This is a genomic window from Cryptosporangium japonicum (assembly GCF_039524755.1).
GTDB lineage: Bacteria > Actinomycetota > Actinomycetes > Mycobacteriales > Cryptosporangiaceae > Cryptosporangium > Cryptosporangium japonicum.
On the sequence record NZ_BAAAGX010000006.1, the window covers coordinates 127547 to 153485 of the forward strand.

Consider the following 25939-nt stretch of genomic DNA (forward strand, 5'->3'; position numbering starts at 1 on the left):
CCCCAATGACAGAACAGGACAGCTCAGTGACCGACCCGACCCCCAGGCGTGTGGCATTCGTTACCGGCATCACCGGGCAGGACGGGTCGTACCTGGCCGAGTTGCTGCTCGCGAAGGGTTACGAGGTCCACGGCATCATCCGCCGTGCGTCGATGTTCAACACCGAGCGGCTGGACGCGATCTACCAGGACCCGCACGAGGCCCACCGCCGGCTGTTCCTGCACTACGGCGACGTCACCGACGCCAGCGGGCTGGTCAACTCGATCCGCGACATCCAGCCCACCGAGGTGTACAACCTGGCCGCGCAGAGCCATGTGCGGGTGAGCTTCGACATCCCGGAGTACACCGGTGACACCACCGGGCTGGGCACCGCGCGGCTGCTCGAGGCGATCCGGGCGGCCAAGATCGAGACGCGGTTCTACCAGGCCTCCACGTCCGAGCTGTACGGCTCGACGCCGCCGCCGCAGAACGAGCAGACGCCGTTCCACCCGCGGAGCCCCTACGCCGTCGCGAAGATGTACTCGTACTGGTTGACGGTGAACTACCGAGAGTCGTACGGGATGCACGCGTCGAACGGCATCCTGTTCAACCACGAGTCGCCGCGGCGCGGTGAGACGTTCGTGACGCGCAAGATCACCCGGGCGGTGGCGCGGATCGCGGCGGGCCTGCAGGAGGAGCTGTTCCTCGGCAACCTCGACGCGGTGCGCGACTGGGGATACGCGCCGGAGTACGTCGAGGGCATGTGGCGGATCCTGCAGCAGGACGAGCCGGACGACTACGCGCTGGCCACCGGCGTGCCGGCCACCGTGCGCGACTTCGTCGCGGCGTCGTTCTCGCACGTCGGGCTGGACTGGGAGAAGTACGTCAAGCACGACTCGCGGTACGAGCGTCCGGCCGAGGTCGACGCGCTGGTCGGTGACCCGGGCAAGGCCGAGCGGAAGCTCGGATGGAAGGCCGACACCGATTGGCGCCGGCTCGCCCAGATCATGGTGGACGCCGACATCAAGCAGCTCGACGACCAGCTCTCCGGGCGCTCCGTCCGCCTGGACGACCGCTGACCTGACCCGACGACGAAGGCCGCGCCCTGATGAGGGGCGCGGCCTTCGTCGTGTCCGGGAGTCAGCGGCTGGCCGGAGCGCTGGCCTGGCCGGGCACCGCCGCCGGGTCCGGGGCCACCGGACGGGAACCCACCGACGGCCCGCTCGGGGCGGGGTCGGCCGGGCCACCGGCGGCCGGGGACGGGTTCACGGCGCCCTCCGGCGCCGGAGAGGTGCGTCGAGCCGGCTGGGCGGACCGGCCGAAAGCGATCCAGGCCTCGGCGGCGAGCAGGAAGATCCAGAACGTGCCGCCGACGCCGCCGAGCAGCCAGTCGGCCCACGGGATCGTGGCCAGCGACGCCACGACCGTGATCGTGAACCAGGCCGGCGCCCCGCGCCGGATCCCGCGCCACAGCAGCAGCCCGAGCCCGAACAGGAACGCGACGCACCCGAGGACGCCCGCGCGGCGCAGCGCGCCGATCGCCGAGTTGTCGGTGGTGAGCTCTGGACGCTCCCCCACCGGACCGGTGTCCTCCCGGACCACCGCGCCCCGCGGATCGGAGTTGTTGCCGAACAGCTTCGCGACGACGGCGTCACCCTCGAACTCGTCGATCACCTGCTTCCAGGTGTCGAACCGGCCGCTGGTGTAGTCCTTCACCTCGGTCGCGGTGCTCGGCTCCGTCACCGTGTTGTCGTAGCGGCTCTGGAACAGCGAGGACACCCCGCCCATCCCGATGAACACCATGCCGACGAGCACGATCGGCACGACCGCCGCCACCACGGCCTCGCGGAACGAGGAGCGCACCGGCAGCCCGTCGTCGGGCACCGCGGCACCGCGGCGCGTCCACCACTGCTTGCGGGCCAGCACGAGCAGGTGCACACCGGCCGCGCAGACCAGGAACAGCCACGCCGTGCGCGAGTTGGTCAGCAGGATCACCAGCCCGGTGACGCCCATCACCGCCCACCGCTGCCAGCGGGCGAACGACCGGTCGGGGGCGATCCGCAACGTGACCAGCACGCCGATCAGCGCGAGCGAGTTCGGGTGGTACAGCAGCCCGGGACCACCCCAGAACCGGCCGGTCATCGCCGATCCCCACGGCCCGTCGGGCACCGCGTGGGCGTCGTCGAGGAGGTTGCCGGAGCCGACCAGGAACAGCGCGGCGATCGCGAACAGGAACGCGGTGACGACGCCGATCGACGGGTCACGCCCGGTGCGGCGCAGCGCCACCAGGATGCCGAGCGCGGCCACGGCCGACACCCCGAAGTACGCGACGCGCTGCCCGGCGATCGAGACGTTCGCGGTCAGCAGCGCCGAGATGATGCCCAGCGGCCAGTACGCCAGACCGAGCCAGGCCGCGCCCAGCCGTGGTAGCCGGATCGCGTCACGCACCCAGGGGAACGTCCAGGCGATCAGCAGCAGCGCGCCGATCACGTAGACCGACCAGGTGACCTCGCGGGTGGTGGTCCAGGTCCACGACATGATGCCGCTGAACACCACGAAACCGCCGACGGCCAGGCCGGACCAGGTGACTCCGCGCAGCGTCAGCGCCAGACCGGCGACGGTCACCGCGAGCGCGGCCCCGATCGCGGCCCTGGTTCCGTTCGCGGCGTTGTTCTGGGCGGCTTCGAGCAGCCAGGCGATCGCGACGATCACCGCGCCGATCGTCGCGAAGCGGGTGTGCCTGCTCGTCCATCGATCGGAATCGAGCACCGGGAAGGCGGGGCTGACGCGCTGCTGGTTCACCACGGCTGTGCTGAATCCTCCGGGTCGCTGTGTGCGTACCTGTACTGCTGCACGGCCGCGCCGTTGCCCCGTAGCGCTACCGCACAGTGGACGCGATGCTTTCTGCATCGGTCCCGTTGATTCTCGCATTGCGTCGTCCGAGCCACTGACGGTACTCGCCAGCTATATCCACTCTTATCCTGTGAACTTCGAGGGAAACTTCGAAGCCAGTTCCTCGTACACGCCGATCAGCGCGGCCGTGGTCACTTTTGTGGAGAACTTCTCCTCGTACCGGGCCCGGGCGGCGTCGGCCAGGCCGGGCGCCTCGGCCACCACGCGCGGCAGGATCGCGGCGAGCGCGTCCACGTCCGGCGGCACGGTCCAGCCCGCCGCCCCCTCACCGACGAGGTACGGCAGGCCCCCCATCGCGGTGGCCAGCACCGGGCGGGCGTTGGCCAGCGCCTCCACCACCACCATCGGGCACACCTCGTCCCACGTCGAGGGGGTCACCAGGGCCGCCGACGCGCGCATGGCCTCCTGCACCTCCTCGTGGGTGCGGCGCCCGAGCAGTTCGATGTCGGCCCGACCGGCGGCCACGGAGGCCACCGACGAGGCCAGCGGTCCGTCGCCGATCAGCCGGAGCGTGCCCAGCGACCCTTCGGCGTGCCGCTGCCAGGCGTCCAACAGGAGGTCGAGGCCTTTTTCGGCGGAGAACCGGCCGACGAACAGCAACCCGTTCCCGGCCTGGGAATGCCGGCCCGGGTCCGGGACGCCGTTGGGCTTCACCGTGATGTGCGAATCCTCGATGCCGAACGACCGCAGGTGATCGGCGATCGCCGGCGTGAGCGCCAGGTAGCGGTCGACGGAGTGCCAGGTGCCGCGGTGCACCGCGAGCGTGGTCGCCATCAGCGCGCTCTGCGCCTTGGAGCCGCGGTAGCAGGAGTGCTGCACGGCCGGGTACGGGAACGACTTGCCCAGGCAGTCGTGGCAGGCGTGCCCGTCCCGGAAGTACAGGCCGTTGGCGCAGACCTGCCGGAAGTTGTGCACGGTATGGACGACCGGGACGCCGTGGGCGTGCGCGGTACGGATCACCCACGGCGACAGCAGCGGGTAGGGGTTGTGCAGATGAAGCACGTCCGGCTTTTCGGAGGTCAGCAACGCGGAAAGCGCCTGCTGCGCCTGACGCGCGTAGATCGGCGAGATCGGCAGGAACGCCTTCTGGCCCTTGGAGAGCGACGCGATCTCGTCGGAACTGCGCTGGAACGGCAGCACGGTGATGCCGGCCTCGGCGAGCAGCCGTGATTCCAGGTCGACGACCGTGTTCTCACCCGACGGATTGGCCGAGACGTAGCGGTTGTGCGCTATCACGATCTTCACGGCGGGAGGCTCTCCACAGGCTTGGATACGCTGGCGCCAGACGTTACTACCCGGAGAGGACACGCCTTGTTCCACCACCCGGTCCCCCGTGACGCTCGGGTCTACATCGCCGGCCACGGCGGCCTCGTGGGCTCGGCGCTCTGGCGGTACTTCGAGTCGGTCGGCTTCACCAACCTGGTCGGACGCCGGTCGAAGGAGCTCGATCTGCGTGACCGCGAGTCGGTGCGTGCGTTCTTCGACGAGGTGAAGCCGGAGTACGTCATCGACGCCGCCGCGAAGGTCGGGGGCATCTTCGCGAACTCCACGTACCCGGCGGAGTTCCTCTCCGACAACCTGCGGATCCAGACCAACCTGCTGGACGCCGCGAGCGAGTTCGGCGTCACCCGCTTCCTGTTCCTCGGCTCGAGCTGCATCTACCCCAAGTTCGCCCCGCAGCCGATCCGGGAGGATTCGCTGCTCACCGGGCCGCTGGAGGAGACCAACGACGCGTACGCGATCGCGAAGATCTCCGGCGTGATGCAGGTGCAGGCGATCCGGCGCCAGTACGGCCGCAGCTTCATCTCCGCGATGCCGACGAACCTGTACGGGCCGGGTGACAACTTCGAGATCCCGGGCGCGCACGTGATGCCGATGGTGATGCGTCGGATGCACGAGACCCGGTACGAAAAGACCTTCACGATCTACGGGACCGGCACCCCGCGCCGCGAATTCCTGCACACCGACGACCTGGCCCGCGCCTGCCTGGTGCTGCTCGAGCGCTACGACGACCCGGCGCCGATCAACATCGGGGTCGGCGAGGACGTCACGATCGACGAACTCGTGCAGATGATCGCGGACGTCGTCGGATACGAGGGCGAGTTCACGCACGACACCTCGAAGCCCGACGGCACGCCGCGCAAGGTGCTCGACGTGTCACGCATCAAGTCACTGGGCTGGGAACCGACGGTCGAACTCCGCGACGGCATCCGCAGCGTCTACGAGTGGTTCCTGGAGCACCAGGCGACTTTTCGTCGCTGACGCTTCTACAACTAAGCTCCGATAGCTATGACGACGTCTACGCGGCCGGGCACGTTCGTGTGCTGCGGTGTCCATATCGAAGCAGTCACCCGGCAGCCGGCGGCTGATCTGGTCGTCGACTCGCACTACGGCCAGGCCCGGGCCACGCACCTGTGCAACGCGTACACGCTGTCGCTCGCGGTCCGGGACGAGAAATTCCGGGCGCTGCTCAACGACGCCGACATCAACTTCGCCGACGGTCACTACGTGGCGATGGTGGGTCGGCGTCGCGGGTACCCGGACATGAACGCGCGTACGTACGGGCCCGACCTGATGGCCGACACGATCGACCAGGGGCGCGCGAAAGGCCTCAAGCACTACCTGTACGGGGCGTCCCCGGAAACCGTGGCCAAGCTCGCGGAGAAGCTGGGCGAGCGTTTCCCCGGTGCGGAGTTCGTCGGGGTGGAGTCCCCGCCCTTCCGCCCGCTCACCCCGGAGGAGGCCGACGAGCTGGTGGCCCGCGTCGCAGCCGCCAAGCCGGACGTGTTCTGGGTCGGGCTCGGCACCCCCCGGCAGGACGAGTTCGTGGCCGCGTACACGAAGCGGCTGAACTGCACGGTGGTGCCGGTCGGGGCGGCGTTCGACTTCCACGCCGGCAACAAGCCCTCGGCGCCGGCGGCGGTGCAGAAGTACGGCATGGAGTGGGCGTACCGGCTGGCCACCGAGCCGCGCCGGCTCTGGAAGCGGTACCTCGTCGGTAACCCGATTTTTGTGTACGGGGCGCTCACCGACAGGTGGCGCTAAAAAAAGCCCCGCCCCGGTGTGACCGGGGCGGGGCTTTTTTCGACAGACTTACTTGACCGACACCGTGGCGCCGGCGGCCTCGAGCTGAGCCTTCGCCTTGTCGGCGGTCTCCTTGTTGGCCTTCTCCAGGACGGGCTTGGGCGCGCCGTCGACCAGGTCCTTGGCCTCCTTCAGGCCGAGGCTGGTGAGGGCACGCACCTCCTTGATGACCTGGATCTTCTTGTCGCCGGCCGACTCGAGGACGACGTCGAACTCGTCCTTCTCCTCGGGGGCCTCAGCGGCGGCACCGGGGCCGGCCGGGCCGGCAACGGCGACGGCAGCCGGAGCGGCGGCCTTGACGTCGAAGGTCTCCTCGAAGAGCTTCACGAACTCGGAGAGCTCGATGAGCGTCATTTCCTTGAACGACTCGAGCAGGTCGGCCGAGCTGAGCTTCGCCATGTCAGGCGGTTCCTTTCAGGTTGGGGTGCCGGGGATCGTTCACCCCAGCGTGGTTTTCGTGCGGCGAGACTCAGGCCTCGTCGGCGGGTGCCTCGGCCGGAGCCTCGGCGCCGCCTTCGGCGGCCTTCTTCTCCTGCAGCGCCTGGGCGAGCCGGGCGAGCTGAGTGGGCAGCGCGTTGAACGTCGCCGCCGCCTGAGCCATCTTGGCCTGCATGGCGCCGGCGAGCTTCGCGAGCAGAACCTCGCGCGACTCGAGGTCGGCCAGCTTCTTGATGTCGTCGGCGGAAAGGGTCTTCCCGTCGAGGACACCACCCTTGACGACCAGCAGCGGGTTCGCCTTCGCGAAGTCCCGCAGGCCCTTGGCGGCCTCGACCGGGTCACCCTTGACGAACGCGATCGCGGTGGGACCGGTCAGCAGCTCGTCGAGGTCGGTGATACCGGCGTCGCGCGCGGCGATCTTGGCCAGCGTGTTCTTGGTCACCGCGTAGGTCGTCTCGCGTCCGAGCGAGCGACGCAGCTCAGTCATCTGCGCCATCGTCAGACCGCGGTACTCGGTGAGCACCGCCGCGGACGAGTCGCGGAATCCACCGGTGAGCTCAGCCACCGCGGACGCCTTGTCGGGGCGAACCTGCGTGTCAGCCATGGGCCTCCTCTCTCGTAACTCGGGCTGGTCTACATCCGCCAGAAACGAGAGACGCCCCGGCGCAGGCGCACGGGGCAGCACAAAGGAGAAACCAATGGCGACCGTCCGGCCTGCGCGGGTCGCCCGCGTTTTCAGCGGGACCTTCGGCTGCGCGAGCGCAGCGACCAGCGGTCTTCGGTGGAATGTCGCTCCAAAGCGTACCTGAACTCCAGCGAAACACGAAAAAGGGCGGCCCCGCCTGGGGCCGCCCTTCTCGATCAGGTGATTCAGACCGCGGGGTCTTCCTCGGTGAGGTTACGCGCGCGGTTCGGGTCGACCGGGATGCCCGGGCCCATCGTGGTGGTGAAGGTGACCTTCTTCAGGAACTTGCCCTTCGCCGCACTCGGCTTCGCCCGGTTGATCTCGTCGAGCGCCGCCGCGTAGTTCTCGACCAGCTTCGTGTCGTCGAAGCTCGCCTTGCCGATCACGAGGTGCAGGTTGGCCTGCTTGTCGACGCGGAAGTTGATCTTTCCGCCCTTGATCTCGTTCACGGCCTTGGTGACGTCCGGCGTGACCGTGCCCGTCTTCGGGTTCGGCATGAGGCCGCGCGGGCCCAGGATCCGCGCGATCTTGCCGACCTTGGACATCTGGTCCGGGGTCGCGATGGCGGCGTCGAAGTCCAGCCACCCGCCCTGGATCCGCTCGATCAGGTCGTCCGAGCCGACCGCGTCGGCGCCGGCGGACTCGGCCTGCGCGGCCTTGTCGCCCACCGCGAACACGATGACCCGAGCGGTCTTACCGGTGCCGTGCGGCAGGTTGACCGTGCCACGCACCATCTGGTCGGCCTTGCGCGGGTCGACGCCCAGCCGGATCGCGACCTCGACGGTCGCGTCGTACTTGGTGGTGCTGGTGCTCTTGGCCAGCCGCGCCGCCTCCAGCGGGCTGTAGAGCTTGGTCTTGTCAATGGTCTCCGCGGCTGCGCGGTAGGCCTTGCTGCGCTGCATTTGCTTCTCCTGAAAGCTATGGAGTTGTGGTGAATGAGCCGCGCCCGGCTCTCCCACTAACTACTGAGTCAGTCCTGGACCGTGATGCCCATCGAACGGGCGGTGCCCGCGATGATCTTCTCGGCCTGGTCGATGTCGATCGCGTTCAAGTCGACCATCTTGGTCTGGGCGATCTCGCGGACCTGGTCACGGGTGACCGTGGCGACCTTCGTCTTGTGCGGCTCGCCCGAGCCCTTCGGCACACCGGCGGCCTTGAGCAGCAGCCGCGCGGCCGGCGGGGTCTTGGTGACGAACGTGAACGAGCGGTCCTCGTAGACCGAGATCTCGACCGGGACGATGTCGCCCCGCTGCGACTCGGTGGCCGCGTTGTAGGCCTTGCAGAACTCCATGATGTTCACGCCGTGCTGACCCAGCGCGGGGCCCACCGGCGGGGCCGGCGTCGCGGCGCCGGCCTTGATCTGGAGCTTGATGATCGCGGAAAGCTTCTTCTTCTTGGGAGGCATCTTCCTGGGCTTCCTGGGCTTTACTGCAGACCCCCGGTATCTCCGGAGGAAACTTAGATCTTCGAAACCTGGTTGAAGTTGAGCTCGACCGGGGTCTCACGACCGAAGATCGAGACCAGCACCTTCAACTTCTGGGCGTCCGGATTAATTTCGCTGATCGACGCCGGCAGCGTGGCGAACGCGCCCTCGGTGACCGTGACCGAATCGCCGACCTCGAAGTCGACGACCTTGACCGGCGCCTTGACCTCTTTCTGCACGGTCGGCGCGAGGATCTTCACGACCTCTTCGAGGCTCAGCGGGCTCGGCCGGTCGGCTCGCGAGGTGGCGCCGACGAAGCCGGTCACACCGGGCGTGTTGCGCACCGCGGACCAGGACTCCGGCGTCAGCTCCATCCGGACCAGCAGGTAGCCGGGGAAGACCTTCGACTGGACCTGCTGCCGCTTGCCGTTCTTGACCTCGGTGACCTCCTGGGTGGGCACCTCGATCTGGAAGATGAAGTCCTCGACGTTCAGCGAGTTGATGCGGCTCTCGAGGTTCGTCTTGACCTTGTTCTCGTAGCCCGCGTAGGAGTGCACGACGTACCACTCACCGGGAGCCATCCGCAGGGCGCGGCGCAGCTCCTCGACGGGGTCTTCGTCCTCCTCGACCACGGGTGCCGGAGCCTGGACCGCCTCGACGTCGGCCGACGCCTCGGCGTCGTCGGACAGGGCTTCGGTCTCGCCTCCCTCGGGAAGGCGGTATTCCTCGTCGTAGTCGGGCACGCGATGGCTCTTCTCTGTCTGTGGGGTGTCAATACATTGTTCCGCACGCGAACGCGGCACGAGGCCAACCCGCTGAGCGGGCCGGCCTCGGAGTGGAACTAGGAGTCGCTGTTGGCTCCGAACGCCCACATCACCAGCTTGGCGACACCGGCGTCCAGGCCCCACACGATCGCGGTCATGATCGTCACGAAGACGACGACCACCGACGTGTAGGTGATCAGCTCCTTGCGCGTCGGCCAGATGACCTTGCGCAGCTCGGCCACGACCTCGCGGATGAAGCGAATCAACCGGGAGATCGGGTTGGGGCGACGCTCCTTGGTGCCCTTGCGCGGGCCCTTGTCGCCCGGGCCCTTGCCGCCGCCCGTCGGCTTCTTGGGCGGCTTCGACGAGTCGTCGGACGCAGACCGCTCTGCGGCAGCGACATCCTGGGCGCCGCCCTTACTGTCCGCCACCGGATCTGCCTTCTTCCGTCGTCGGTCGTTCCCAGCCACGTTCGTCGTCATGTGTGTTCTGCGCAGGGGTGACAGGACTTGAACCTGCAGCCTGCGGTTTTGGAGACCGCTGCTCTGCCAATTGAGCTACACCCCTTCGCGCCACTGGGTGGCGCGCTTGCAACATACTTCCTGAGGGCGAGCGCGACGACAACCCGCCGTCCAACCAGGGGTGGCGGGTCGGGCGTCGGCGCGCCCCAGAGCGATGAGTCTACGGGGTCGGCCACGTTTATCCCAAACCGGTGCCCCGCAACCCGGGTGACGCGTCTGCCAGAGTAAGAGGCATGACCGCAGCAGACACCAGCCCCGCCCGCCGCATCTCGAGCAAGGTGGGCGCCATCGCCGAATCCGCCACCCTCGCCGTTGACGCCAAGGCCAAGGCCCTGAAGGCGGCCGGGCGTCCGGTGATCGGCTTCGGCGCGGGCGAGCCCGATTTCCCCACCCCCGACTACGTCGTGCAGGCCGCGATCGCCGCCTGCAGCGACCCGGCGAACCACCGCTACACCCCGGCCGCCGGTCTGCCCGACCTGAAGAAGGCGATCGCCGCCAAGACCCTGCGTGACACCGGCGTCGAGGTCGCGGCGAACCAGATCCTGGTCACCAACGGCGGCAAGCAGGCCGTCTACGAGGCGTTCGCGACGCTCGTCGACGACGGCGACGAGGTCATCCTCCCCGCGCCGTACTGGACCACCTACCCGGAGGCCATCCGCCTGGCCGGCGGCGTGCCGGTCGACGTGGTCGCCGACGAAACCCAGGACTACCTGGTGACGGTCGCGCAGCTGGAAGCGGCCAGGACCCCACGCACCAAGGCGCTGCTCTTCTGCTCGCCGTCGAACCCCACCGGCAGCGTGTACACCGCCGAGCAGGTCGAGGAGATCGGCCGCTGGGCGCTCGAGCACGGCATCTGGGTGATCACGGACGAGATCTACGAGCACCTCGTCTACGGCGACACCGAGTTCGTCTCGATCGTGAAGGCCGTCCCGGAGCTCGCCGACCAGACCGTGATCCTCAACGGCGTCGCCAAGACCTACGCGATGACCGGCTGGCGCGTCGGGTGGCTCATCGGCCCGGCCGACGTCGTGAAGGCCGCCTCCAACCTGCAGTCGCACGCGACGTCGAACGTCTGCAACGTGGCGCAGCGGGCCGCGCTGGCCGCCGTCTCGGGTGACCTGTCGGCGGTCGACGAGATGAAGGTCGCGTTCGACCGGCGCCGCCAGACGATCGTCCGCATGCTCAACGAGATCGACGGCGTGTTCTGCCCGGAGCCGAAGGGCGCGTTCTACGCGTACCCGTCGGTCAAGGGCCTGATCGGCCGGTCGCTGCGTGGCGTCACGATCGAGTCGTCCGCCCAGCTCGCGTCGGTGATCCTCGACGAGGCCGAGGTCGCGGTCGTCCCCGGTGAGGCGTTCGGCACGCCCGGATACCTCCGCCTGTCCTACGCGCTCGGCGACGACGACATCGTCGAGGGCGTCAGCCGTCTGCAGAAGCTGCTGGCCGAAGCGCACTGAACCCCGCTCCTGCCGAAAGCCCGGTGCGTCGGCACCGGGCTTTCGTTTTCATTACGCCACGCGGCGAACCGAGTGCGGGACGGGCGCCGCGCGGGGCCGGCGGCAAGCCATCCACTGTGACCACCGCCCGGCACCAAGCCGCCCGCGAGCCGCCCGAAGCGGTCCCCTTCCGGCGGGCTCCAGCGCGCCGGAAGGGGACCGCTTTGGCCGGCCGTCAGGCCGCGATCGGCTCGGGCTCACGGACCGGCAGCGGCGCCGGGTCCGCGGCGGGCTTGCGGAGGCCCGGCACGAAGAGGGCGGCGACCGCCCCGGCCAGCACCACACCCGCTCCGACCCAGGTCGCGATGCTCGTCCCGTCGGAGTACTCCTGGGCCGAGGCGTAGCTGCCGGTGTGCGAGAACACCGCGGCCAGCACCGCCACCCCGAACACCCCGCCGATCTCGCGGATCGCGTTGTTCGCACCCGACGCCACACCGGTGTCCCTCTCCGGCACGGACCCGAGCACCACGTTGGCGATCGGGACGAAGAACAGCGCCATCCCGATGCCGGAGACCACGAACGCCGGCCACTGCGTCGAGTAGGGCGTGTCGGCCGACATGTTCGCGGCCAGCCAGGCGAGCCCGGCCGCCTGCATGAGCAGCCCGACGACCAGCAGCGGACGCCCGCCGATGCGGTCGGACAGCGGCCCGGCCAGCGGCGCGACGAGCATCGGCATCGCCGTCCACGGCAGCATCTTCAGACCGGCCTCGAACGGACCGGATCCCTGCACGGTCTGCAGGAACTGCGCGAGCAGGAAGATCGAGCCGAACATCCCGAAGCTGAACAGCAGCGCGGTGACGTTGCTCGCGGCGAACCCACGGCTGCGGAACAGGCGCAGCGGCAGCATCGGGTGCTCGGTGCGGGCCTCCCAGGCGACGAACAGCGCCGTGACGACGCCGCCCGCGACCAGCGAGCCGACGACCTCGAGGCTCCCCCAACCGGCCGCGTTGCCCCGGACGAGCCCCCAGACCACGCCGAACAGGCCGACCGTGACGAGCGCGAGACCGGGCAGGTCGAGCCGCTGGGCGGCGCCGCGGTCGGGTGCGAGGCGGCGCAGTGCGATCGGCGCCAGTGCCAGGCCCACCGGGACGTTGATCCAGAAGATCCACTGCCACGCCCAGCCGTCCACTATCGCGCCGCCGACGAGCGGCCCGAACGCGACGCCGAGCCCGGACACCGCACCCCAGACGCCCAGCGCGGCCCCACGCCGTTCGGGTGACACCGCGGCCGAGAGCAGCGTCAGCGTGAGCGGCAGGATCATCGCGCCGCCGACGCCCTGCACCGCGCGGGCGGCGATCAGCGTCCCGATGTTCGGCGCCAACGCGGCCAGCGCGGACGCGACCGTGAAGAGCGCGATGCCCAGCCCGAGGATCCGGCGTCGTCCGAAGCGTTCGCCGAGCGAGGCGCCGGTGAGCAGCAGGACGCCGAACGTCAGCGTGTACGCGTTGACGGTCCATTCGAGGTCTTCGAGGTCGGCGTCGAGCGCGGTGCGGATCGCCGGCAGCGCGGTCGTCACGACCAGGTTGTCCAGGGACACCATGAACGCGGCGAGCGTGGTGACGAGGAACGTCCAGCGTGTGGTGTTGGGTGGCATGTCCCGCTCCCAAGTAGTGATTGGTCACTAACTTCAATGGTCAAAAAGAAGTCCCGGCCGCGCCGGGACCCGTACTAGTCGAAGTTCAGCTTGCCGCGCATGTCCTCGGGCAGGCACATCTGCGCCCACGGAGCGTCGTACTCGTCGAGGTTCATCGCCGCGACGACGTTCCAGAGCATGCCGTAGGCGAAGAACTGGCGGACCGATTCCTCGTCGCACCCACCGATGCGCTCCACGGCCTGCCAGAGCCGGCCGTAACCCTCCCGGGTGGCGATGCGGACCTCCTCGTCGTCACAGCGCGAGTAGGCCTGCATCTGGAGCATCAGGAGGCCGCGGTCGCCGATGAGCTTGGCGTAGGCCTCCCCCATCGCGATCATCGCGTTTTCGCCGGCGAGGCCCTCGGTGGCCTCTTCGAACGTGTCGAGGATCAGCTGGAAGCACTGCTCGACCGCGGCGACGAACAGCGCCTTCTTGGTGGGGAAGAGCCGGAAGAGGTAGGGCTGGCTGATGCCGGCCCGGTGGGCGATCGTCTCGGTGCTCGTGCCGTCGAGCCCACCGCGGGCGAATTCGCTCAGCGCGGCGTCGAGCACCATCTTGCGTCGCTCGTCGGCGCTCAGTCGCGTTGCCATGCGCCCTAAGTTATTGACCAATCACTACTTAGTCAAGGCCGACGTGAGCCCCGCTCTCGCGGGGCGCCTCGTCAGGCGAGTTGGACGATCGCCTTGGCTCGCCCGAGCACCTTGTCGTCGCCGGCGCGCGCGGTGAGGTCCACGCTCACGCGCCGGTCGTCGAGCTTCTCCGAGATCTTCGCGGTGACCTCGAGCGTCGCGCCCCGGTCGTCGTCGGGCACCGGCACCGGCTTGGTGAACCGGACGCCGTAGTCGACGACCGCGCCGGGGTCACCGACCCACTCGGTGAGGATGCGGCTGGCCTCGGCCATCGTGAACATGCCGTGCGCGATCACGTTGGGCAGACCCACCGAGACCGCGACCCGCTCGTTCCAGTGGATGACGTTGAAGTCGCCGGAGGCGCCCGCGTACTGGACCAGGTTCGACCGCTGGATCGGGAACGTCTTGGGCGGCAGCTCGGTGCCGACCTCCACGTCGTCGTAGGAGATGGTGGCGGCCATCAGCCCTCCTTCTCAGCGGCGCGGGAGACGATCAGCGCGTACGCGGCCAGCACGGGCTCGCCGTCCTCGGTAGTGACGTCGGTGCGCATCGACAGGAAGATGCTGCCGGCACGCAGCTTCACGTCCTCGATCTGCGTCTCGCAGACGAGGCGGTCCCCGGCGCGCACCGGGCGGGTGTAGACGAACCGCTGCTCACCGTGGACCACACGCGCGTAGTCCATGCCGATCTCGGGATCGAACACCGCCGGGCGCGTGGACCGCATCGTGAAGATGATCGGAAAAGTCGGCGGGGCGATCACGTCCGGGTGCCCCAACTTCTGCGCCGCGGCCGCGTCGAGGTAGGCCGAGTTGGTGTCCCCGATCGCTTCGGCGAATTCGCGGATCTTCTCGCGTCCGACCTCGTAGGGAGCGGTCTTCGGGTACGTGCGCCCGATCGCATCCAGGGCGCTCACAGGGCGCCCACCAGCGCACTCCAGGTCCGGTCGGCCACGGCGCCTCCTTCGGGGTCGGTTTCCACGCAACCTACCGGGAACTACAGGCACAGCGTCCGCCACGAGCCGGAACCGAGGCACAGCCCACACCGCTCCGTACCCGAAGCGACGAGCGGGGCCTCGAATGCCGGCGCGGGACGCGGGGAGGTGCGGCCCGACGCAGCTCGGCACACAGGAGACGCAGCCTAGATGCGAGGCGCGCGGGCTTGAGGTGCAAAGCGCGGCGCACGGGACCGGAGCGCAAGGCGCGGCGCACGGGACTGGGGCGCAAAGCGCAGGCGCGGGACTGGGGCGCAAAACGCAGGCGCGGGACTGGGGCGCAAGGCCGCGACCGGCGGATGGTGCGGCATGCGCGCAGAAACGGAGTATCGCGGCACCCGGACACGTCCCGACACGCGACTACGCAAAGCACGGCAGCGAACCCAGCGAACTCGGGGCGGGCCCCTACGGACCGCAGAACGCGATGCAGGTGCGGAGCACGCGCAAGCTCCAGAAGGAGAGGAGGGCGTCCGCGCATGGAGCGGGATGGGGCTTCCCCGGGTCTACGACGACATCTCGGCCCTACGACGACATCTCGGCCCTACCGGAGTCCCGCGTAGCCCCGGAAACTCGTCGTAGGCCCGACAACTCGTCGGCGCCGAGGCGATGCACGCCGGCACCCGTTCGTAGACACCGCCAGACCCAAGGCGGAGCGCCGTCCAGCGCAAAGCCCTCGAACGCGGCGCCCCGAGGCGTAGAACCCGAGGTCCGAAACCCTGGAGCGCCTCACCCGCGCACACTCACCACAGCACGCGGACCACGGCGCGGACGTCCACAGCGCGATCCCCAGCAGCGGGGTCCCAGGGGCCGCCGACAAGCGCGTGGAAGTGCCGGGAACCCCAGCTGGCCGCCCAGGCCGTGCCAGCGAATCCATGCTCGACTGCGAATCCCGACTCAGCGGAGCACCCCGAGCCATCGAGCCACCGCCCAGCCCCATCGAACACGAATGGCGCCGACCCCGGTGGGGTGGCGCCATTCGTGATGTTTGTGCGGGGAGCCGCGGAAGGTCAGCGGGTCTCGCGGTGGGGCTGGTGCTTGCCGCAGTTGGGGCAGAACTTCTTCACCTCGAGCCGGTCGGGGTCGTTCCGCCGGTTCTTCTTGGTGATGTAGTTGCGGTTCTTGCACTCCACGCAAGCCATCGTGATCTTCGGTCGGACGTCGGTGGCGGCCACGGAAGTGCCTCTTTCTACGTAATCGGGTTCGGTGCTCGACCTACAAGCTTACCTGGCACGGTAGCGGTGGCCGGACTTGAACCGGCGACACAGCGATTATGAGCCGCTTGCTCTGCCATCTGAGCTACACCGCCATTGGCAGCAAGAGAAACTCCACTGCCGGGCAACCGACCTAGGTCGGGATCGGAGCCCCCTTACGGAATCGAACCGTAGACCTTCTCCTTACCATGGAGACGCTCTGCCGACTGAGCTAAGGGGGCCTTGCGAGCCGCTGCAAAGATTACACGGCCCGCCCCGCACATGCGAAATCGGTATCCCCGGTCCGGCGAAAAACCGCGTCGACCTGCGCTTATCCGTGCTGACCGACGACGCGCAACCGGCGCGTCGCCTCGTCGGCGTCGGCGGAGGCGTCCGCGGCGGTGTCGGTGGACGAGGACGTCCGCGCGGTGACCCAGGCGGAGAGCCGGTCGGGCGGCAGCGGGCGCGCGAACAGGAAGCCCTGTGCGATGTCGCAGCCCATCTCCTCGAGATGCGCCAGCGCCCGCTCGCTCTCCACGCCCTCGGCCACCACCGACAGCCCGAGGTGCTGACCGAGACCGACGATCGACCGGACGATGCCCAGGTCCGCGGCGTCGGTGTTCATTCCGAGCACGAACGAGCGGTCGATCTTGATCTCGTGCACGGGGATCGTGCGCAGGTAGCTGAACGAGGACGTGCCGACCCCGAAGTCGTCGAGGGAGAGCCGCACCCCGCGCTCGGCCAGGCGGCGCAGTGTCGCCAGCGGACGCTCGGCGTCGGTCAACGCCCCGCCCTCGATGATCTCCAGCGTCAGCTGCCCGGCAGGTACGCCGGCCTCGTCCAACAGGTGGTCCAGGTCGTCCGGGAAGTCGGGATCTTCGAGCGTTCGGGCCGAGAGATTGACCGAAACGCCGAGGGGACGGCCGCGGTCCTGCCAGCGCCGGCATTCGGCGAGCGCGGCCCGGAGCACCCAGCGGGTGAGCGGCCCGATCAGGCCGGTGTGTTCGGCGACCGGTACGAACTCGCCCGGCATGAGCAGGCCCTGGTCGGGGTGCTCCCACCGCACCAGGCACTCCACGCCGATCAGCTCGCGCGAGGAGAGCGCGACCTTGGGCTGGTAGTGCACGGTCAGTTCGTCCCGCTCGATGGCTCGGCGCAGTTCGGGCACCAGGCTCAGCCGGTGGACGCTGCGCGACTCCATCGTCGTCGCGTACACCGCGACGCCACGCGGTGACGCCTTCGCCGCGTCGGTGGCCGCGTCGACCCGGCGGAACAGCGACTCGCTGTCGTCGCCGTGGTCGGGGAAGAGCACGACGCCGACCGCGGCGCCGACCTCGATCGTGAAGTTCTCCAGCGGGAACGGTTCGATCGCGACCCGGCGGAGCTCGGTGGCGAGCGCCACCACTCCCTCGACGCCGGAGGCCCGGAGCAGGACCGCGAACTCGTCGCCGCCCAGGCGGGCCACCAGTGCGCCGTCGGGAGCGTGTGAACGGAGCCGGCCGCCGACCTCGGCGAGCAGCCGGTCGCCCGCTTTGTGCCCGAGCGTCTCGTTGACGCCGCGCAGTGCGTCGATGTCGAACTCCAGCAGCGCGACGACCTCGTCGGGCACCGGGTCGACCGCGATCGCGGCCTCCACCGCCTCGACCAGGCGCCGCCGGTTGGGCAGCCCGGTGGTCGTGTCGTGGTAGGCGTCGTAGCGCAGCCGCTCGACCAGCCGCGAGTTCTCCACCGCGACGGCGGCGTGCGCGGCGAGCGTCTCCAGCAGACGGACGTCGGCCGCGCCGAACGTCGCCAGGTCGTGGAGGCGGTCGGCCACCTCGAGGCAGCCGACGACGGCGGTGCCGGAGCGCAGTGGGACGACGATGAGGTCCTTGACCTCGCGCCCGCGCAGCGCGCGGCGCAGACGCAGGTCGGCGTTGGTGCCGCGGGGACCGAGGTGCACGGTGACACCGGTGTCGAGCACGCGCCGGCGGATCGGGTCCTCGCCGATCTGCTCGTCGATCAGGCCGGCCTGGTCCACCCGGGCCACCAGCGCGGTCTCCGGGTGACGGCCCAGCGCGGGCATCCAGAGCGTGGCCGACTCGGCCGACAGCAGCTCGCGCACCCGGGTGAGCATCGTGTCGGCCAGGCTGTTCTCCTGCCGGGCCGTGGAGACCGCCCGGGTGAACGCGTACAACTCCCCCAGGCTCTTGTGCTGGGCCAGGAACTGGGCGTAGGCGCGGTAGCCGGCCACCAGCACCACGGCGAGCACGACGAGCAGCGCGAGCGCCGCCATGTTGACCTTGAGCACGATCAGGACGACGAGGCCGACCGTGGTGTTGAGCACACCGACCGAGATCGACGCGATGATCAGGCGGGTGACCGCGACCGGCGCCGGGCGCCCCTCGTAGAGGGTGATGGCGGCCAGGATGCCGGCGAAGCTGACCAGGTCGGCCAAGCCGACCGCGAGCAGCACCGACACCCAGAGCATCGGTTTGGTCGTGTCGAGCGGGCTCATGTACGCGAACACCGCGACCGCGACGCCGGTCTCGGCGGCGGCCACGGTGCAGTTCGTGACGAACTTGTGCGGCGTGGTGCGACGGACCGCGTTGACCACGATCACCGCGGTGAGCCGGCTGATCACCAGGGCCAGCGGGGAGAGCCAGTAGAGCCCCAGCACCAGCGGGATCTCGGAGATCGAGAACGAGTGCGTCTCGCGGCGGAGCTGGACGTGCAGCTGGGTGGCTTCGCCGACCAGGAACAGGCCGATGAAGACCGGGATCAGCCAGCCCGGAGCGAGCCGGGCGCCGGTGACCGTGATGGCCGCCTCGGTGCCGGCGAGGCCGACGGCGGCCGTGACGAGAACCAGCGGCCAGAGCCGGGTGGGAACCCCGGCGATGCGCCGCCTCGTCACTTCGGCCACGCGCACCTCCCCGGCAGTGTCGTCCCAGCTTGGGCGATCACATCATGCAGGACCCACTGGGCGCTGTTCCCGGAAAGGTGCACAGATTCGGCGCAACGGCCAGGTTCAGCTGGACCCATCGGCCATGTCGGCATCGCCCGTCCCGGACTCGTTGTCACTGTCCTGTGCAACCGTCACGGTCACCGTCACGTCTCCGGTGCGACGCAACGTCCAGCTGGAGCCGAGGACGGGCACGGTCTCCGGCCGGATCACGCCGGTGTCGCCGGTGCCCGTCGCCCGGTCGGAGGCGGCGCTGGCGGCCGGTGCCCAGAGCATGCCGCCGGCCAGGGCGGCGAACAGCCCCACGACGGCGATCCGGCCGCCGGTCGTGCCACCGGCGGAATGTTCCCGCATCATGTCCCCCTCGAACCACGAACGTCCCAATACCACTTAAAAAGGATTATCTCACGCTAAAGCCACCCGGTCATCAAGGCCGCTCACCGGTGAGTGGTGGGCATGTGCGACCCTGCCCGCGACGACGCACGCGACAGACGGGGACCGGGTGGACGAGCGGAGCCTGAGCGAGGTCTGGAACAACGTTCTGGGCACTCAACCCGACCCACCGCGCTGGCTCGTCCTCACCGCCGCGGTGCTCGCCCTGATCGCGGTCGTCCCGCACGCCGTCTGGCGGATCTCACGCAACGTCGTGACGATCGCCCACGAGGGCGGGCACGCGGCCGCGGCCGTCCTGTCCGGCCGTCGCCTCACCGGCATCCGCCTGCACTCCGACACGTCCGGCGTCACGGTCTCCAAGGGCAAGCCGTACGGGCCGGGCATGGTCGCCACCGGCGTCGCCGGCTACATCACGCCGTCGCTGCTCGGGCTGCTCGGCGCGGGCCTGCTCACCGCCGGGCGCATCACCGCGATGCTCTGGCTCGCCATCGTCGGCCTGGCCGCCCTGCTGGTGATGATCCGCAACTTCTACGGCGTGCTCTCGGTGGCGGTCACCGGCGGCCTGGTGTTCGTCGTCTCCTGGTTCGGCACCCCGGAGGTGCAGGCCGGGTTCGCCTACGCGTTCACGTGGTTCCTGCTGCTCGGCGGCGCCCGCCCGGTGGTGGAGCTGCAACGGCTCCGCCGTCGCGGACAGGCCCCCCACTCCGACGCCGACCAGCTCGCCCGGCTCACCGGACTGCACCCGCTGCTGTGGGTCGCGCTCTTCGCGTTCGTCGCGCTCACGTGCCTTCTGCTCGGGGTCCGCTGGCTGCTGAACTGACGTTCGCGACCGTCGACCGGGGACAGTTGCACCACCACTCGACGTCGATCGGCATAATGGCAGCGCACATCTTCGGGAACACGGTTGAGCAGCCAGCCGCCCTATTGGGGAGGGGTGGCTGGGCAGTGGTTTCAGCGGGTCCTGCGGGTGATCCCGCAATCCCGAGCGACGTCACGAATTTGCGCGATGAGTTGCTGAACGTCCGGGCCGAGCTCGACGGGCTCCGGGAGGCGATGAGCCGCCGAGCCGTCATCGAACAGGCCAAGGGCGTGTTCATGGAGCGCTACGGCGTCGACGACGAGGGCGCGTTCGCGCGGCTCGTGAGCCTCTCGCAAAGCACCAACGTGAAGCTCGTACAGATCGCGGCCGACGTGGTGGCACGGTCCGGGATCGGCGGCGCGGACAACGGCCGGGCGCACTGGATCGACCGGGCGCTCGACGCGTTCGGCGAACCGGCGCTGGTGCTGAGCCCGGTGCCGACCGAACGGGGCGCGGTGGCCGACTTCCAGGTCGACCACGCCAACCGGTCGGTGCTGCGCTGGCTCGGCCGACCGCGTGACCGGGTGGTGCGCAGCGCGGTGAGCGAGCTCTTCCCGGCCGCGTCCGGGACGCTCCTGGTCAACGCGTGCCGCCGGACGCTGGCGACCGGCACCGCGGTGGGTGGTCCGTGGCTTCCGGGCGAGGACGACGGGGAGAAACGCGGGGTGCGCCTCCACGCCGCCCGCATCGCCACCGTGGTGCTCGTCACCTGGCAGCGCGCGACCGGCGAGAGCGACCCGCTCTAGGCCCTGTCCTGCAAGTCCATGCTCGGCTGCGGCTCCGCTCAGCCGCCGCCAGGCCGCGTTGGAGGCCTTCCCCGATACAACAGCGGTATCGGGAAAGACCTCCGCCTTGCCTGACGACGCCTGAGCGGTGCCTCGCTGCGAGCGAGACTTACAGGACAGGGCCTAGGCAAGTGACGCGGCGAACTCGTCCGGGGCCATCGGGCCGGCGAAGTACCAGCCCTGCCCGGCGTCGCAGCCCAGTGCGCGGAGACGGTCGGCCTGTCCGGCCGTCTCCACGCCCTCGGCGGTGACGCTCAGGCCGAGCGCGTGGGCGAGCCCGACCAGCGCACCGACCACGTCGACGTCCATGTCGTCGGTGCCGACGCCGCTCGTGCCGGCCAGCTTCAGCTCACGCACGGGCAGGTGGCGCAGCGTCGAGAGGTTGGAGTACCCGGAGCCGAAGTCGTCGATCGCGATGCCGATGCCCTCGCCGGCCAGCGCCTGCAGCACCTCGGTCGGCGCTTCGGCACCGCCGACGATCGCGCTCTCGGTGATCTCCAGCTGCAGCGCCTCCGGCGGCAGCCCGGACCGGCTCAGCGCCACCGCGACGTCGTTGAGCAGCGACGGGTCGGCCACCTGCCGGGCGGCGATGTTGACGCTCACCAGCGGCGGCCTGGCCCCGGCGACGCGCCAGCGCGCGGCCTGCCGGCAGGCCTCGGAGAGCACCCAGCGCCCCAGCGGGACGATGAAGCCGGTCTCCTCGGCCAGCGGGATGAACTGCGCCGGCTCGAGGACGCCGAACCGGGGATGGTTCCAGCGCACCAGCGCCTCGGCGGCGCGGACGGCGTCGTCCGGGAAACCGACGATCGGCTGGAACTCCAGCTGGAACGCCCCGCTCTCCAGCGCGGCCGGCATCGCGGCGGCCAGGCGCCGACGGGCGGTCTCGCGCTCGCCGCGCCCGGCCTCGAACGCCGCCCAGGAGCGGGTGGGGTCGGCCTTGGCCCACTCCAGCGCGGTCTGGGCCGCGCGCAGCAGCCCCGAGGCGTCCACCCCGGCCGCGTCGACCTCGGCCACGCCGATCGTCGCGGTGACCGGAATCGCGTGCGCGCCGACGGCGAACGGGCGGGCCAGCACCGCGAGGATCCGGCGGGCCAGCGCGTCGGCGGAGCCCCGGTAGCCGCCGGGGCCGACCAGCACCGCGAAGTCGTCGCCGTCGATGCGGGCCACCAGGTGACCGGCGCGGGCCACCTCCTCGGACAGGCGGTCGGCGACCGACGCGAGGATCTGGTCCCCGGCTTCGTGCCCGAGGCTGTCGTTGACCGCCGCCAGCCCGTCGACGTCGATGACGAGCACACCCACCGGGTCACGCGGGCCGGTGCGGACCAGCACCTCGCGGAGCCGGTCGAAGAACAGCGCCCGGTTCGGCAGGCTGGTGAGCGGGTCGTGCAGCGCCTGGTGCACCAGGCGGGCCCGCATCCGCCGCCGCTCGGTGACGTCCTCGATGACCGTGAGCTGGTACCGGGTGCGCTTCGGGTCGTCGAGCAGGGCCAGCGCGGTGCCGGGCTCGCCGTCCTCGGCCGTGGTCTCCCCCGGCGTGATCACCGACGTCGTCAACTGCACCCAGATGACGCCACCGCCGTTGACGACCAGCGGGCGCTCGCCGCTCACCGGCGCCACCGCGTCGCCACGCAGGCCCACCTCGGTGGGGCCGGCGAACGCGCCGTCGCGGTGCACCAGATCGTCGAGCCGGCGTTGGCGCAGTTGTTTGAGCGTGTAGCCGAGCATCCGGCGCAGCGCCGGGTTGGCCTCCAGGATCGTGCCGTCCCACTCGCTGATCGCGATGCCGACGCCCGCGTTGTCGAACACGGCGCGGAACCGGGCCGCGTGGGCCCGGGAGGCCGCCTCCAGGTCGGCCCGCGCCACCAGGTCGGCGCGGCGCAGCTCCTCCTGCTGCGCGAGGGTCTGCGAGCGCAGCGCCTCGGTGTACCCGGCCACCAGGGCCGCGCGCAGGGCCGAGAGCCGCGACGAGCGGTCGACGGCGCCGGGGCGCACCAGCCCGTCCGATCCGGACGGCGCGGCGCGCCGCCGGGCCCGCGACGCGGTCGGGACGCCGAGCGGCGCGAGCACCGAATCGTCGAACAACTCGACCGTGCGCCCGATGAAGTCGGGCGCGGCGAAGTGCCGGGCGACGAGCGCGGCCCCGACCTCACGGGCGGGCTCGCTGCGGAACGGCACCGTCGACAGCGACCGCAGCAGCCGGGCGGTGTGCCCGCGCAGCTCGGCCTCGACCTCGGCCGAGCTCATCGGGACGAAGCACGTCTCGTCGGCGATCTGCCACCAGCGGTGGGCCACGGCGTCGACAACTGCCGGAGCCGCCAGGACCCCGGTGCCGCCTGCGCGTACCGCCACGCGCGAGCCTCCGCTGAGCTTCGTCGGACATTCCTTGCCGACCGCCGAGCATACGGGCGGTACGGAACCCCCGGTACCAGGCGTCCGTCCGAGATGCGCCCCCGGCCGGACAGGTGTCGCTCGAATACACGGGCGCAAAGTGATACCTGAAGGTATAAACCCGAACCTCATAGAATACGTACCGCACCCACATCACCGCTCGCTGTAGTCGTAAGATCCCTCCGGGGCGCACGACCGGCTGGCCCCGTTCGGTTACTGGCTGCTCACCAGTTCCGCGCGGCCCAGCCTCACCGGCAGGGAGAGGTGACGTGTGCCCGGGATCGACGAGAGCCTCCGCCACGCCATGTCCATTCCCGGCGTGCTGGGCGCCGGGCTGGTCGACTACGCGTCCGGGCTCGCGGTAGGCAGCGCCGGCGACTGGCCCTGCGGTGAGGAGCCGGCCGCCGCCGGTGCCACCGAGGTGGCCAGGGCCGCGCTGGAGAACGCCACGTTCGCGGTCTCGGCCGCCGGCGACGTCCTCGAGGACATCGTGGTGGCCTCGGCCGCCCGCTACCACGTGCTCCGTTTCCTCAACGCCCGCCTGGACAGCCGCCTGTTCCTCTACCTGTGGCTCGACCGGGAACACGCCAACCTGGCCATCGCCCGGCACCGGCTGGCCGGGCTCGCCGCCGACCTGGTGCTCGGCTGATGGCCACCCACGCGACGGCGACGCACCGGGAAGGGCTCGAGTCCGGGAGCTGGCGTTCGGTCACCGAGGCGCTGGACGAGTCGACGGCGAACCGCGTGACCGGAGCACTGCACGTCGACGGCCGGATCAGCGGCTCGATCTACCTGATCGACGGCGAGGTGTACTACGTCCACACGCCCGTGGCCCCCGGCGTCGACTGCCTGTTACAGGCGTCCGGGACGGTGCCGGCGGCGGCGTTCCAGAGCGCCTGGACGACCGGCGCCGCCGCCGGACAGGTCGGCGACGTCCTGATCAAGTCCGGTGCGCTCAGCCGCGGCGAGGCCGAGCTGTGCACCGCCGCGGCGATCACCGACGGGGCGTACGCGCTGCTCACCGCGGTGCCGGTGGATACCGGGCCGGTGCGTTTCGCGGCCGGCGAGGGCCACTGGTGGGGCCCGGTCCGCCGGATCGGGGCCGCCGCGCTCGACGTCCAGATCCGAAAACGCATGCGCCTGCTCGAACGGACACCGCCGGGGAACGTGGACGACCAGCCGGTGGTGGCCGCCGGGCGGCTCGGGCGCCACCACGTCGTCCTCACCGATCTGCAGTGGGAGCTGATCGTCCACGCGAACGGGCGCCGCACCCCCCGCGAGCTGGCCCGGCTGCTGGGCCGGTCGGCGTTCAGCGCGATCCTCGAGTCGCGCCGGTTGATCACCGCCGGGCTGATCCAGGTGGCCCGTCCGGAGCAGGCGTCCCAGCCGGCCGCTCCCGTGCCGGCCGCTCCCGTGCCGGCCGCTCCCGTGCCGGCCGCTCCCGTGCCGGCCGCTCGCCCGGCGTCGGTACCGGCAGTGGGTGGTGGCGGTACCGGCGCCGAGCCGGCGCGCGCCACCGAGCCCGCGCCCACCACCGAGCGGGCGTCCGGCGACGCCGACGGACCGGCCGAGGGCTGGCGCGGCGGGCTGCGCACCTCCGGACGCGGCCGCCGGAAGCCGGACCTGCCGACGCGCAAGCCCGAGCAGCCGAACCGCCGGCCCGATCCGGCCCATCCGATGCCGCTGCCCCGCCGGCAGCCCGGGGCCGCGCTGCGTGGCGTGGTGCCGGTGCCGCCCCGCGCGGAGACGAGTCGGGAGCCGTCGATCCTCGACGTCCCGGAACCCGACCACAGCCTGCTCACGCGGGTGCGCAACGCACTGGAGGGGCTCCGATGAGCGCGCGCTGGCCGCTCGGGCCGCGCCGCGTACCGATCGCGCCCGGCCCGCACCCCGGCGGCGTGGTCCCGGCCAGACGCCCGTCCCGGTTGATCGGCAAGCGACTCGATGGAGGCAGTGCGGTGGAGCTCGAGGCGGACGTCCTGGCCCAGATCAGGGGGTTACGCGACCGCGTGCGCCACGTGGCCGGCAGCCTGGTCGCCAGCGTCGACGGGCGGCTGATCGCGCACGACACCCACGGCATCGAACCCGACGGCATGGCGGCGCTCTCGGCCGCGGTGCTCGGGCTGAGCCAGCGGCTGATCGAGACGGTCGGCCCCGGGCAGTTCGCCGAGACCGTCACCAGGGGCACGCACGGCTACGTGGCGACGTACGCCGCCGGGCCGCGCGCCGTGCTGACCGTCGTGACCGGCGAAGAGACGAACATCGGCCGGCTCCATCTGGAGGCCAGGCAGGTCGCGAACCGCCTCGCGGCCCTCCTGGACGCCGTCACCTCGGCCGAGCGCCGATGAGGAGGTGGTCACCGAACTGACTACGACCGAACAACCACTCGACCCGTCCGAACTCGATCCTTCCGACCAAGGAGCACAGCAAATGGCAAGTGTGGACACCGCGTTAAAAGAGGCCATGACGATCGAGGGCTCGATCGGCGTGGCACTCGTCGACTACAACAGCGGGATGGCGCTCGGCACGCTGGGCGGCACGAAGGACTTCGATCTCAACGTCGCCGCGGCCGGGAACACCGACGTGGTCCGCGCGAAGATGCGCACGATGGAGATGCTCAACCTCGGTGACAACATCGAGGACATCCTGATCACGCTGCGGCACCAGTACCACCTGATCCGGCCGGTGCAGTCGCGGTCGGGCAAGGGCCTGTTCCTCTACCTCTCGCTCGACCGCGGGCGCGCGAACCTGGCGATGGCCAGGCACATGCTCTCGCGCGTGGAGAACGACCTGGAAGTCTGACGTCCCGATGGCCTAGCCCGGCGCC

26 protein-coding genes and 3 tRNA genes are annotated in these 25939 nt (G+C 70.4%); 10 read left to right on the plus strand and 19 right to left on the minus strand.

What is annotated here, in order from left to right:
* Window positions 1–5 precede the first annotated feature (5 nt).
* Window positions 6–1058, plus strand: a complete 1053-nt coding sequence (gene gmd / locus ABD437_RS05490; RefSeq protein ID WP_344647635.1) for a GDP-mannose 4,6-dehydratase — start codon at window positions 6–8, stop codon at window positions 1056–1058.
* Between the two features lie 61 nt (window positions 1059–1119).
* Here the strand turns inward: gmd and ABD437_RS05495 are convergent, their stop codons facing one another.
* Both ABD437_RS05495 and ABD437_RS05500 read right to left on the minus strand, forming a co-directional pair.
* On the minus strand, window positions 1120–2784 hold the full coding sequence (locus tag ABD437_RS05495; RefSeq protein WP_344647636.1) for an O-antigen ligase family protein: 1665 nt from the start codon (window positions 2782–2784) through the stop codon (window positions 1120–1122).
* Between the two features lie 171 nt (window positions 2785–2955).
* Window positions 2956–4137 carry a glycosyltransferase family 4 protein gene (locus ABD437_RS05500; protein ID WP_344647637.1) on the minus strand — a complete coding sequence of 394 codons (1182 nt, stop codon included), beginning with the start codon at window positions 4135–4137 and terminating at the stop codon, window positions 2956–2958.
* Between the two features lie 66 nt (window positions 4138–4203).
* Here ABD437_RS05500 and ABD437_RS05505 point away from each other — a divergent pair, with 66 nt between their 5' ends.
* Together ABD437_RS05505 and ABD437_RS05510 are read left to right on the plus strand one after the other, a co-directional pair.
* Complete coding sequence (locus tag ABD437_RS05505; protein WP_344647638.1) at window positions 4204–5154, plus strand: GDP-L-fucose synthase family protein; 951 nt, start codon at window positions 4204–4206, stop codon at window positions 5152–5154.
* A 27-nt stretch (window positions 5155–5181) separates the two neighbouring features.
* Complete coding sequence (locus ABD437_RS05510; RefSeq protein ID WP_344647639.1) at window positions 5182–5937, plus strand: WecB/TagA/CpsF family glycosyltransferase; 756 nt, start codon at window positions 5182–5184, stop codon at window positions 5935–5937.
* A 48-nt stretch (window positions 5938–5985) separates the two neighbouring features.
* Here ABD437_RS05510 and rplL read toward each other — a convergent pair whose 3' ends face one another.
* The 7 genes from rplL to ABD437_RS05545 all read right to left on the minus strand — a co-directional run bounded on the left by rplL (window position 5986) and on the right by ABD437_RS05545 (window position 9853).
* On the minus strand, window positions 5986–6375 hold the full coding sequence (rplL, locus tag ABD437_RS05515) for a 50S ribosomal protein L7/L12 (protein ID WP_344647640.1): 390 nt from the start codon (window positions 6373–6375) through the stop codon (window positions 5986–5988).
* 70 nt (window positions 6376–6445) lie between these two features.
* The gene (gene rplJ / locus ABD437_RS05520) at window positions 6446–7018 is read right to left on the minus strand and encodes a 50S ribosomal protein L10 (RefSeq protein ID WP_344647641.1); all 573 of its coding nucleotides are present in this window, start codon (window positions 7016–7018) and stop codon (window positions 6446–6448) included.
* 266 nt (window positions 7019–7284) lie between these two features.
* Window positions 7285–8001, minus strand: a complete 717-nt coding sequence (rplA, locus tag ABD437_RS05525) for a 50S ribosomal protein L1 (RefSeq protein WP_344647642.1) — start codon at window positions 7999–8001, stop codon at window positions 7285–7287.
* 68 nt (window positions 8002–8069) lie between these two features.
* Window positions 8070–8504, minus strand: a complete 435-nt coding sequence (rplK, locus tag ABD437_RS05530) for a 50S ribosomal protein L11 (protein WP_344647643.1) — start codon at window positions 8502–8504, stop codon at window positions 8070–8072.
* A 53-nt stretch (window positions 8505–8557) separates the two neighbouring features.
* On the minus strand, window positions 8558–9265 hold the full coding sequence (gene nusG / locus ABD437_RS05535; RefSeq protein ID WP_425558093.1) for a transcription termination/antitermination protein NusG: 708 nt from the start codon (window positions 9263–9265) through the stop codon (window positions 8558–8560).
* A 98-nt stretch (window positions 9266–9363) separates the two neighbouring features.
* On the minus strand, window positions 9364–9768 hold the full coding sequence (secE, locus tag ABD437_RS05540; RefSeq protein ID WP_344647644.1) for a preprotein translocase subunit SecE: 405 nt from the start codon (window positions 9766–9768) through the stop codon (window positions 9364–9366).
* Window positions 9769–9780: 12 nt separating this feature from the next.
* A tRNA-Trp gene (locus tag ABD437_RS05545) sits at window positions 9781–9853 on the minus strand.
* Between the two features lie 187 nt (window positions 9854–10040).
* Between ABD437_RS05545 and ABD437_RS05550 the strand changes: the two genes are divergently transcribed.
* Window positions 10041–11264 carry a pyridoxal phosphate-dependent aminotransferase gene (locus ABD437_RS05550; RefSeq protein WP_344647645.1) on the plus strand — a complete coding sequence of 408 codons (1224 nt, stop codon included), beginning with the start codon at window positions 10041–10043 and terminating at the stop codon, window positions 11262–11264.
* A gap of 214 nt (window positions 11265–11478) precedes the next feature.
* Here the strand turns inward: ABD437_RS05550 and ABD437_RS05555 are convergent, their stop codons facing one another.
* The 9 genes from ABD437_RS05555 to ABD437_RS05595 all read right to left on the minus strand — a co-directional run bounded on the left by ABD437_RS05555 (window position 11479) and on the right by ABD437_RS05595 (window position 19044).
* A complete protein-coding gene (locus ABD437_RS05555; RefSeq protein WP_344647646.1) occupies window positions 11479–12897 on the minus strand; it encodes a DHA2 family efflux MFS transporter permease subunit in 1419 nt (472 codons plus the stop codon).
* Window positions 12898–12971: 74 nt separating this feature from the next.
* Window positions 12972–13526: a TetR/AcrR family transcriptional regulator gene (locus ABD437_RS05560; RefSeq protein ID WP_344647647.1), complete on the minus strand. Its 555-nt coding sequence runs from the start codon at window positions 13524–13526 to the stop codon at window positions 12972–12974.
* A gap of 71 nt (window positions 13527–13597) precedes the next feature.
* Entirely contained in the window at window positions 13598–14026 is a 429-nt protein-coding gene (locus ABD437_RS05565) for a MaoC family dehydratase (RefSeq protein ID WP_344647648.1), read from the minus strand.
* Complete coding sequence (locus ABD437_RS05570; RefSeq protein ID WP_344647649.1) at window positions 14026–14478, minus strand: MaoC family dehydratase N-terminal domain-containing protein; 453 nt, start codon at window positions 14476–14478, stop codon at window positions 14026–14028. Before ABD437_RS05570 ends, ABD437_RS05565 begins: the two co-directional genes overlap by 1 nt.
* A 1085-nt stretch (window positions 14479–15563) precedes the next feature.
* Window positions 15564–15695, minus strand: coding sequence for a 50S ribosomal protein L33 (rpmG, locus tag ABD437_RS05575; RefSeq protein WP_240746576.1), 132 nt, complete (start codon window positions 15693–15695; stop codon window positions 15564–15566).
* A gap of 94 nt (window positions 15696–15789) precedes the next feature.
* Window positions 15790–15862: transfer RNA gene (locus ABD437_RS05580), tRNA-Met, on the minus strand.
* Between the two features lie 53 nt (window positions 15863–15915).
* Window positions 15916–15988 (minus strand) — tRNA-Thr (locus ABD437_RS05585).
* A gap of 89 nt (window positions 15989–16077) precedes the next feature.
* Window positions 16078–18648: a putative bifunctional diguanylate cyclase/phosphodiesterase gene (locus ABD437_RS05590; RefSeq protein WP_344647650.1), complete on the minus strand. Its 2571-nt coding sequence runs from the start codon at window positions 18646–18648 to the stop codon at window positions 16078–16080.
* 105 nt (window positions 18649–18753) lie between these two features.
* Window positions 18754–19044 (minus strand): hypothetical protein, encoded by a 291-nt coding sequence (locus ABD437_RS05595; RefSeq protein WP_344647651.1) that lies wholly within the window; start codon window positions 19042–19044, stop codon window positions 18754–18756.
* A 145-nt stretch (window positions 19045–19189) separates the two neighbouring features.
* On the opposite strand from ABD437_RS05595, the gene ABD437_RS05600 reads away from it, so the two are divergent.
* Both ABD437_RS05600 and ABD437_RS05605 read left to right on the plus strand, forming a co-directional pair.
* Window positions 19190–19900, plus strand: a complete 711-nt coding sequence (locus ABD437_RS05600) for a M50 family metallopeptidase (RefSeq protein WP_344647652.1) — start codon at window positions 19190–19192, stop codon at window positions 19898–19900.
* Window positions 19901–20079: 179 nt separating this feature from the next.
* On the plus strand, window positions 20080–20685 hold the full coding sequence (locus tag ABD437_RS05605) for an ANTAR domain-containing protein (protein ID WP_344647653.1): 606 nt from the start codon (window positions 20080–20082) through the stop codon (window positions 20683–20685).
* Between the two features lie 162 nt (window positions 20686–20847).
* Here ABD437_RS05605 and ABD437_RS05610 read toward each other — a convergent pair whose 3' ends face one another.
* Window positions 20848–23073, minus strand: coding sequence for a putative bifunctional diguanylate cyclase/phosphodiesterase (locus tag ABD437_RS05610; RefSeq protein WP_344647654.1), 2226 nt, complete (start codon window positions 23071–23073; stop codon window positions 20848–20850).
* A gap of 343 nt (window positions 23074–23416) precedes the next feature.
* On the opposite strand from ABD437_RS05610, the gene ABD437_RS05615 reads away from it, so the two are divergent.
* The 4 genes from ABD437_RS05615 to ABD437_RS05630 all read left to right on the plus strand — a co-directional run bounded on the left by ABD437_RS05615 (window position 23417) and on the right by ABD437_RS05630 (window position 25914).
* Window positions 23417–23761 carry a hypothetical protein gene (locus ABD437_RS05615; RefSeq protein WP_425558094.1) on the plus strand — a complete coding sequence of 115 codons (345 nt, stop codon included), beginning with the start codon at window positions 23417–23419 and terminating at the stop codon, window positions 23759–23761.
* On the plus strand, window positions 23761–24948 hold the full coding sequence (locus ABD437_RS05620; protein WP_344647656.1) for a hypothetical protein: 1188 nt from the start codon (window positions 23761–23763) through the stop codon (window positions 24946–24948). Before ABD437_RS05615 ends, ABD437_RS05620 begins: the two co-directional genes overlap by 1 nt.
* The gene (locus ABD437_RS05625; protein WP_344647657.1) at window positions 24945–25460 is read left to right on the plus strand and encodes a roadblock/LC7 domain-containing protein; all 516 of its coding nucleotides are present in this window, start codon (window positions 24945–24947) and stop codon (window positions 25458–25460) included. The genes ABD437_RS05620 and ABD437_RS05625 overlap by 4 nt, the downstream gene beginning before the upstream one ends.
* Window positions 25461–25542: 82 nt before the next feature.
* Window positions 25543–25914 (plus strand): hypothetical protein, encoded by a 372-nt coding sequence (locus tag ABD437_RS05630; protein WP_344647658.1) that lies wholly within the window; start codon window positions 25543–25545, stop codon window positions 25912–25914.
* Window positions 25915–25939 lie beyond the last annotated feature (25 nt).

What these genes read in the sequence shown, in the direction of transcription:
- ABD437_RS05630 (WP_344647658.1), top strand. Translation starts at nt 25,543, where the DNA reads ATGGCAAGTGTGGACACCGCGTTAAAAGAGGCCATGACGATCGAGGGC.
- ABD437_RS05620 (WP_344647656.1), top strand. Translation starts at nt 23,761, where the DNA reads ATGGCCACCCACGCGACGGCGACGCACCGGGAAGGGCTCGAGTCCGGG.
- rpmG (WP_240746576.1), bottom strand. Translation starts at nt 15,695, where the DNA reads ATGGCTTGCGTGGAGTGCAAGAACCGCAACTACATCACCAAGAAGAAC.
- ABD437_RS05510 (WP_344647639.1), top strand. Translation starts at nt 5,182, where the DNA reads ATGACGACGTCTACGCGGCCGGGCACGTTCGTGTGCTGCGGTGTCCAT.
- rplK (WP_344647643.1), bottom strand. Translation starts at nt 8,504, where the DNA reads ATGCCTCCCAAGAAGAAGAAGCTTTCCGCGATCATCAAGCTCCAGATC.
- rplL (WP_344647640.1), bottom strand. Translation starts at nt 6,375, where the DNA reads ATGGCGAAGCTCAGCTCGGCCGACCTGCTCGAGTCGTTCAAGGAAATG.
- ABD437_RS05595 (WP_344647651.1), bottom strand. Translation starts at nt 19,044, where the DNA reads ATGATGCGGGAACATTCCGCCGGTGGCACGACCGGCGGCCGGATCGCC.
- ABD437_RS05560 (WP_344647647.1), bottom strand. Translation starts at nt 13,526, where the DNA reads ATGGCAACGCGACTGAGCGCCGACGAGCGACGCAAGATGGTGCTCGAC.
- ABD437_RS05550 (WP_344647645.1), top strand. Translation starts at nt 10,041, where the DNA reads ATGACCGCAGCAGACACCAGCCCCGCCCGCCGCATCTCGAGCAAGGTG.
- ABD437_RS05625 (WP_344647657.1), top strand. Translation starts at nt 24,945, where the DNA reads ATGAGCGCGCGCTGGCCGCTCGGGCCGCGCCGCGTACCGATCGCGCCC.
- rplJ (WP_344647641.1), bottom strand. Translation starts at nt 7,018, where the DNA reads ATGGCTGACACGCAGGTTCGCCCCGACAAGGCGTCCGCGGTGGCTGAG.
- ABD437_RS05555 (WP_344647646.1), bottom strand. Translation starts at nt 12,897, where the DNA reads ATGCCACCCAACACCACACGCTGGACGTTCCTCGTCACCACGCTCGCC.
- gmd (WP_344647635.1), top strand. Translation starts at nt 6, where the DNA reads ATGACAGAACAGGACAGCTCAGTGACCGACCCGACCCCCAGGCGTGTG.
- rplA (WP_344647642.1), bottom strand. Translation starts at nt 8,001, where the DNA reads ATGCAGCGCAGCAAGGCCTACCGCGCAGCCGCGGAGACCATTGACAAG.
- ABD437_RS05615 (WP_425558094.1), top strand. Translation starts at nt 23,417, where the DNA reads ATGTCCATTCCCGGCGTGCTGGGCGCCGGGCTGGTCGACTACGCGTCC.
- secE (WP_344647644.1), bottom strand. Translation starts at nt 9,768, where the DNA reads ATGACGACGAACGTGGCTGGGAACGACCGACGACGGAAGAAGGCAGAT.
- ABD437_RS05565 (WP_344647648.1), bottom strand. Translation starts at nt 14,026, where the DNA reads ATGGCCGCCACCATCTCCTACGACGACGTGGAGGTCGGCACCGAGCTG.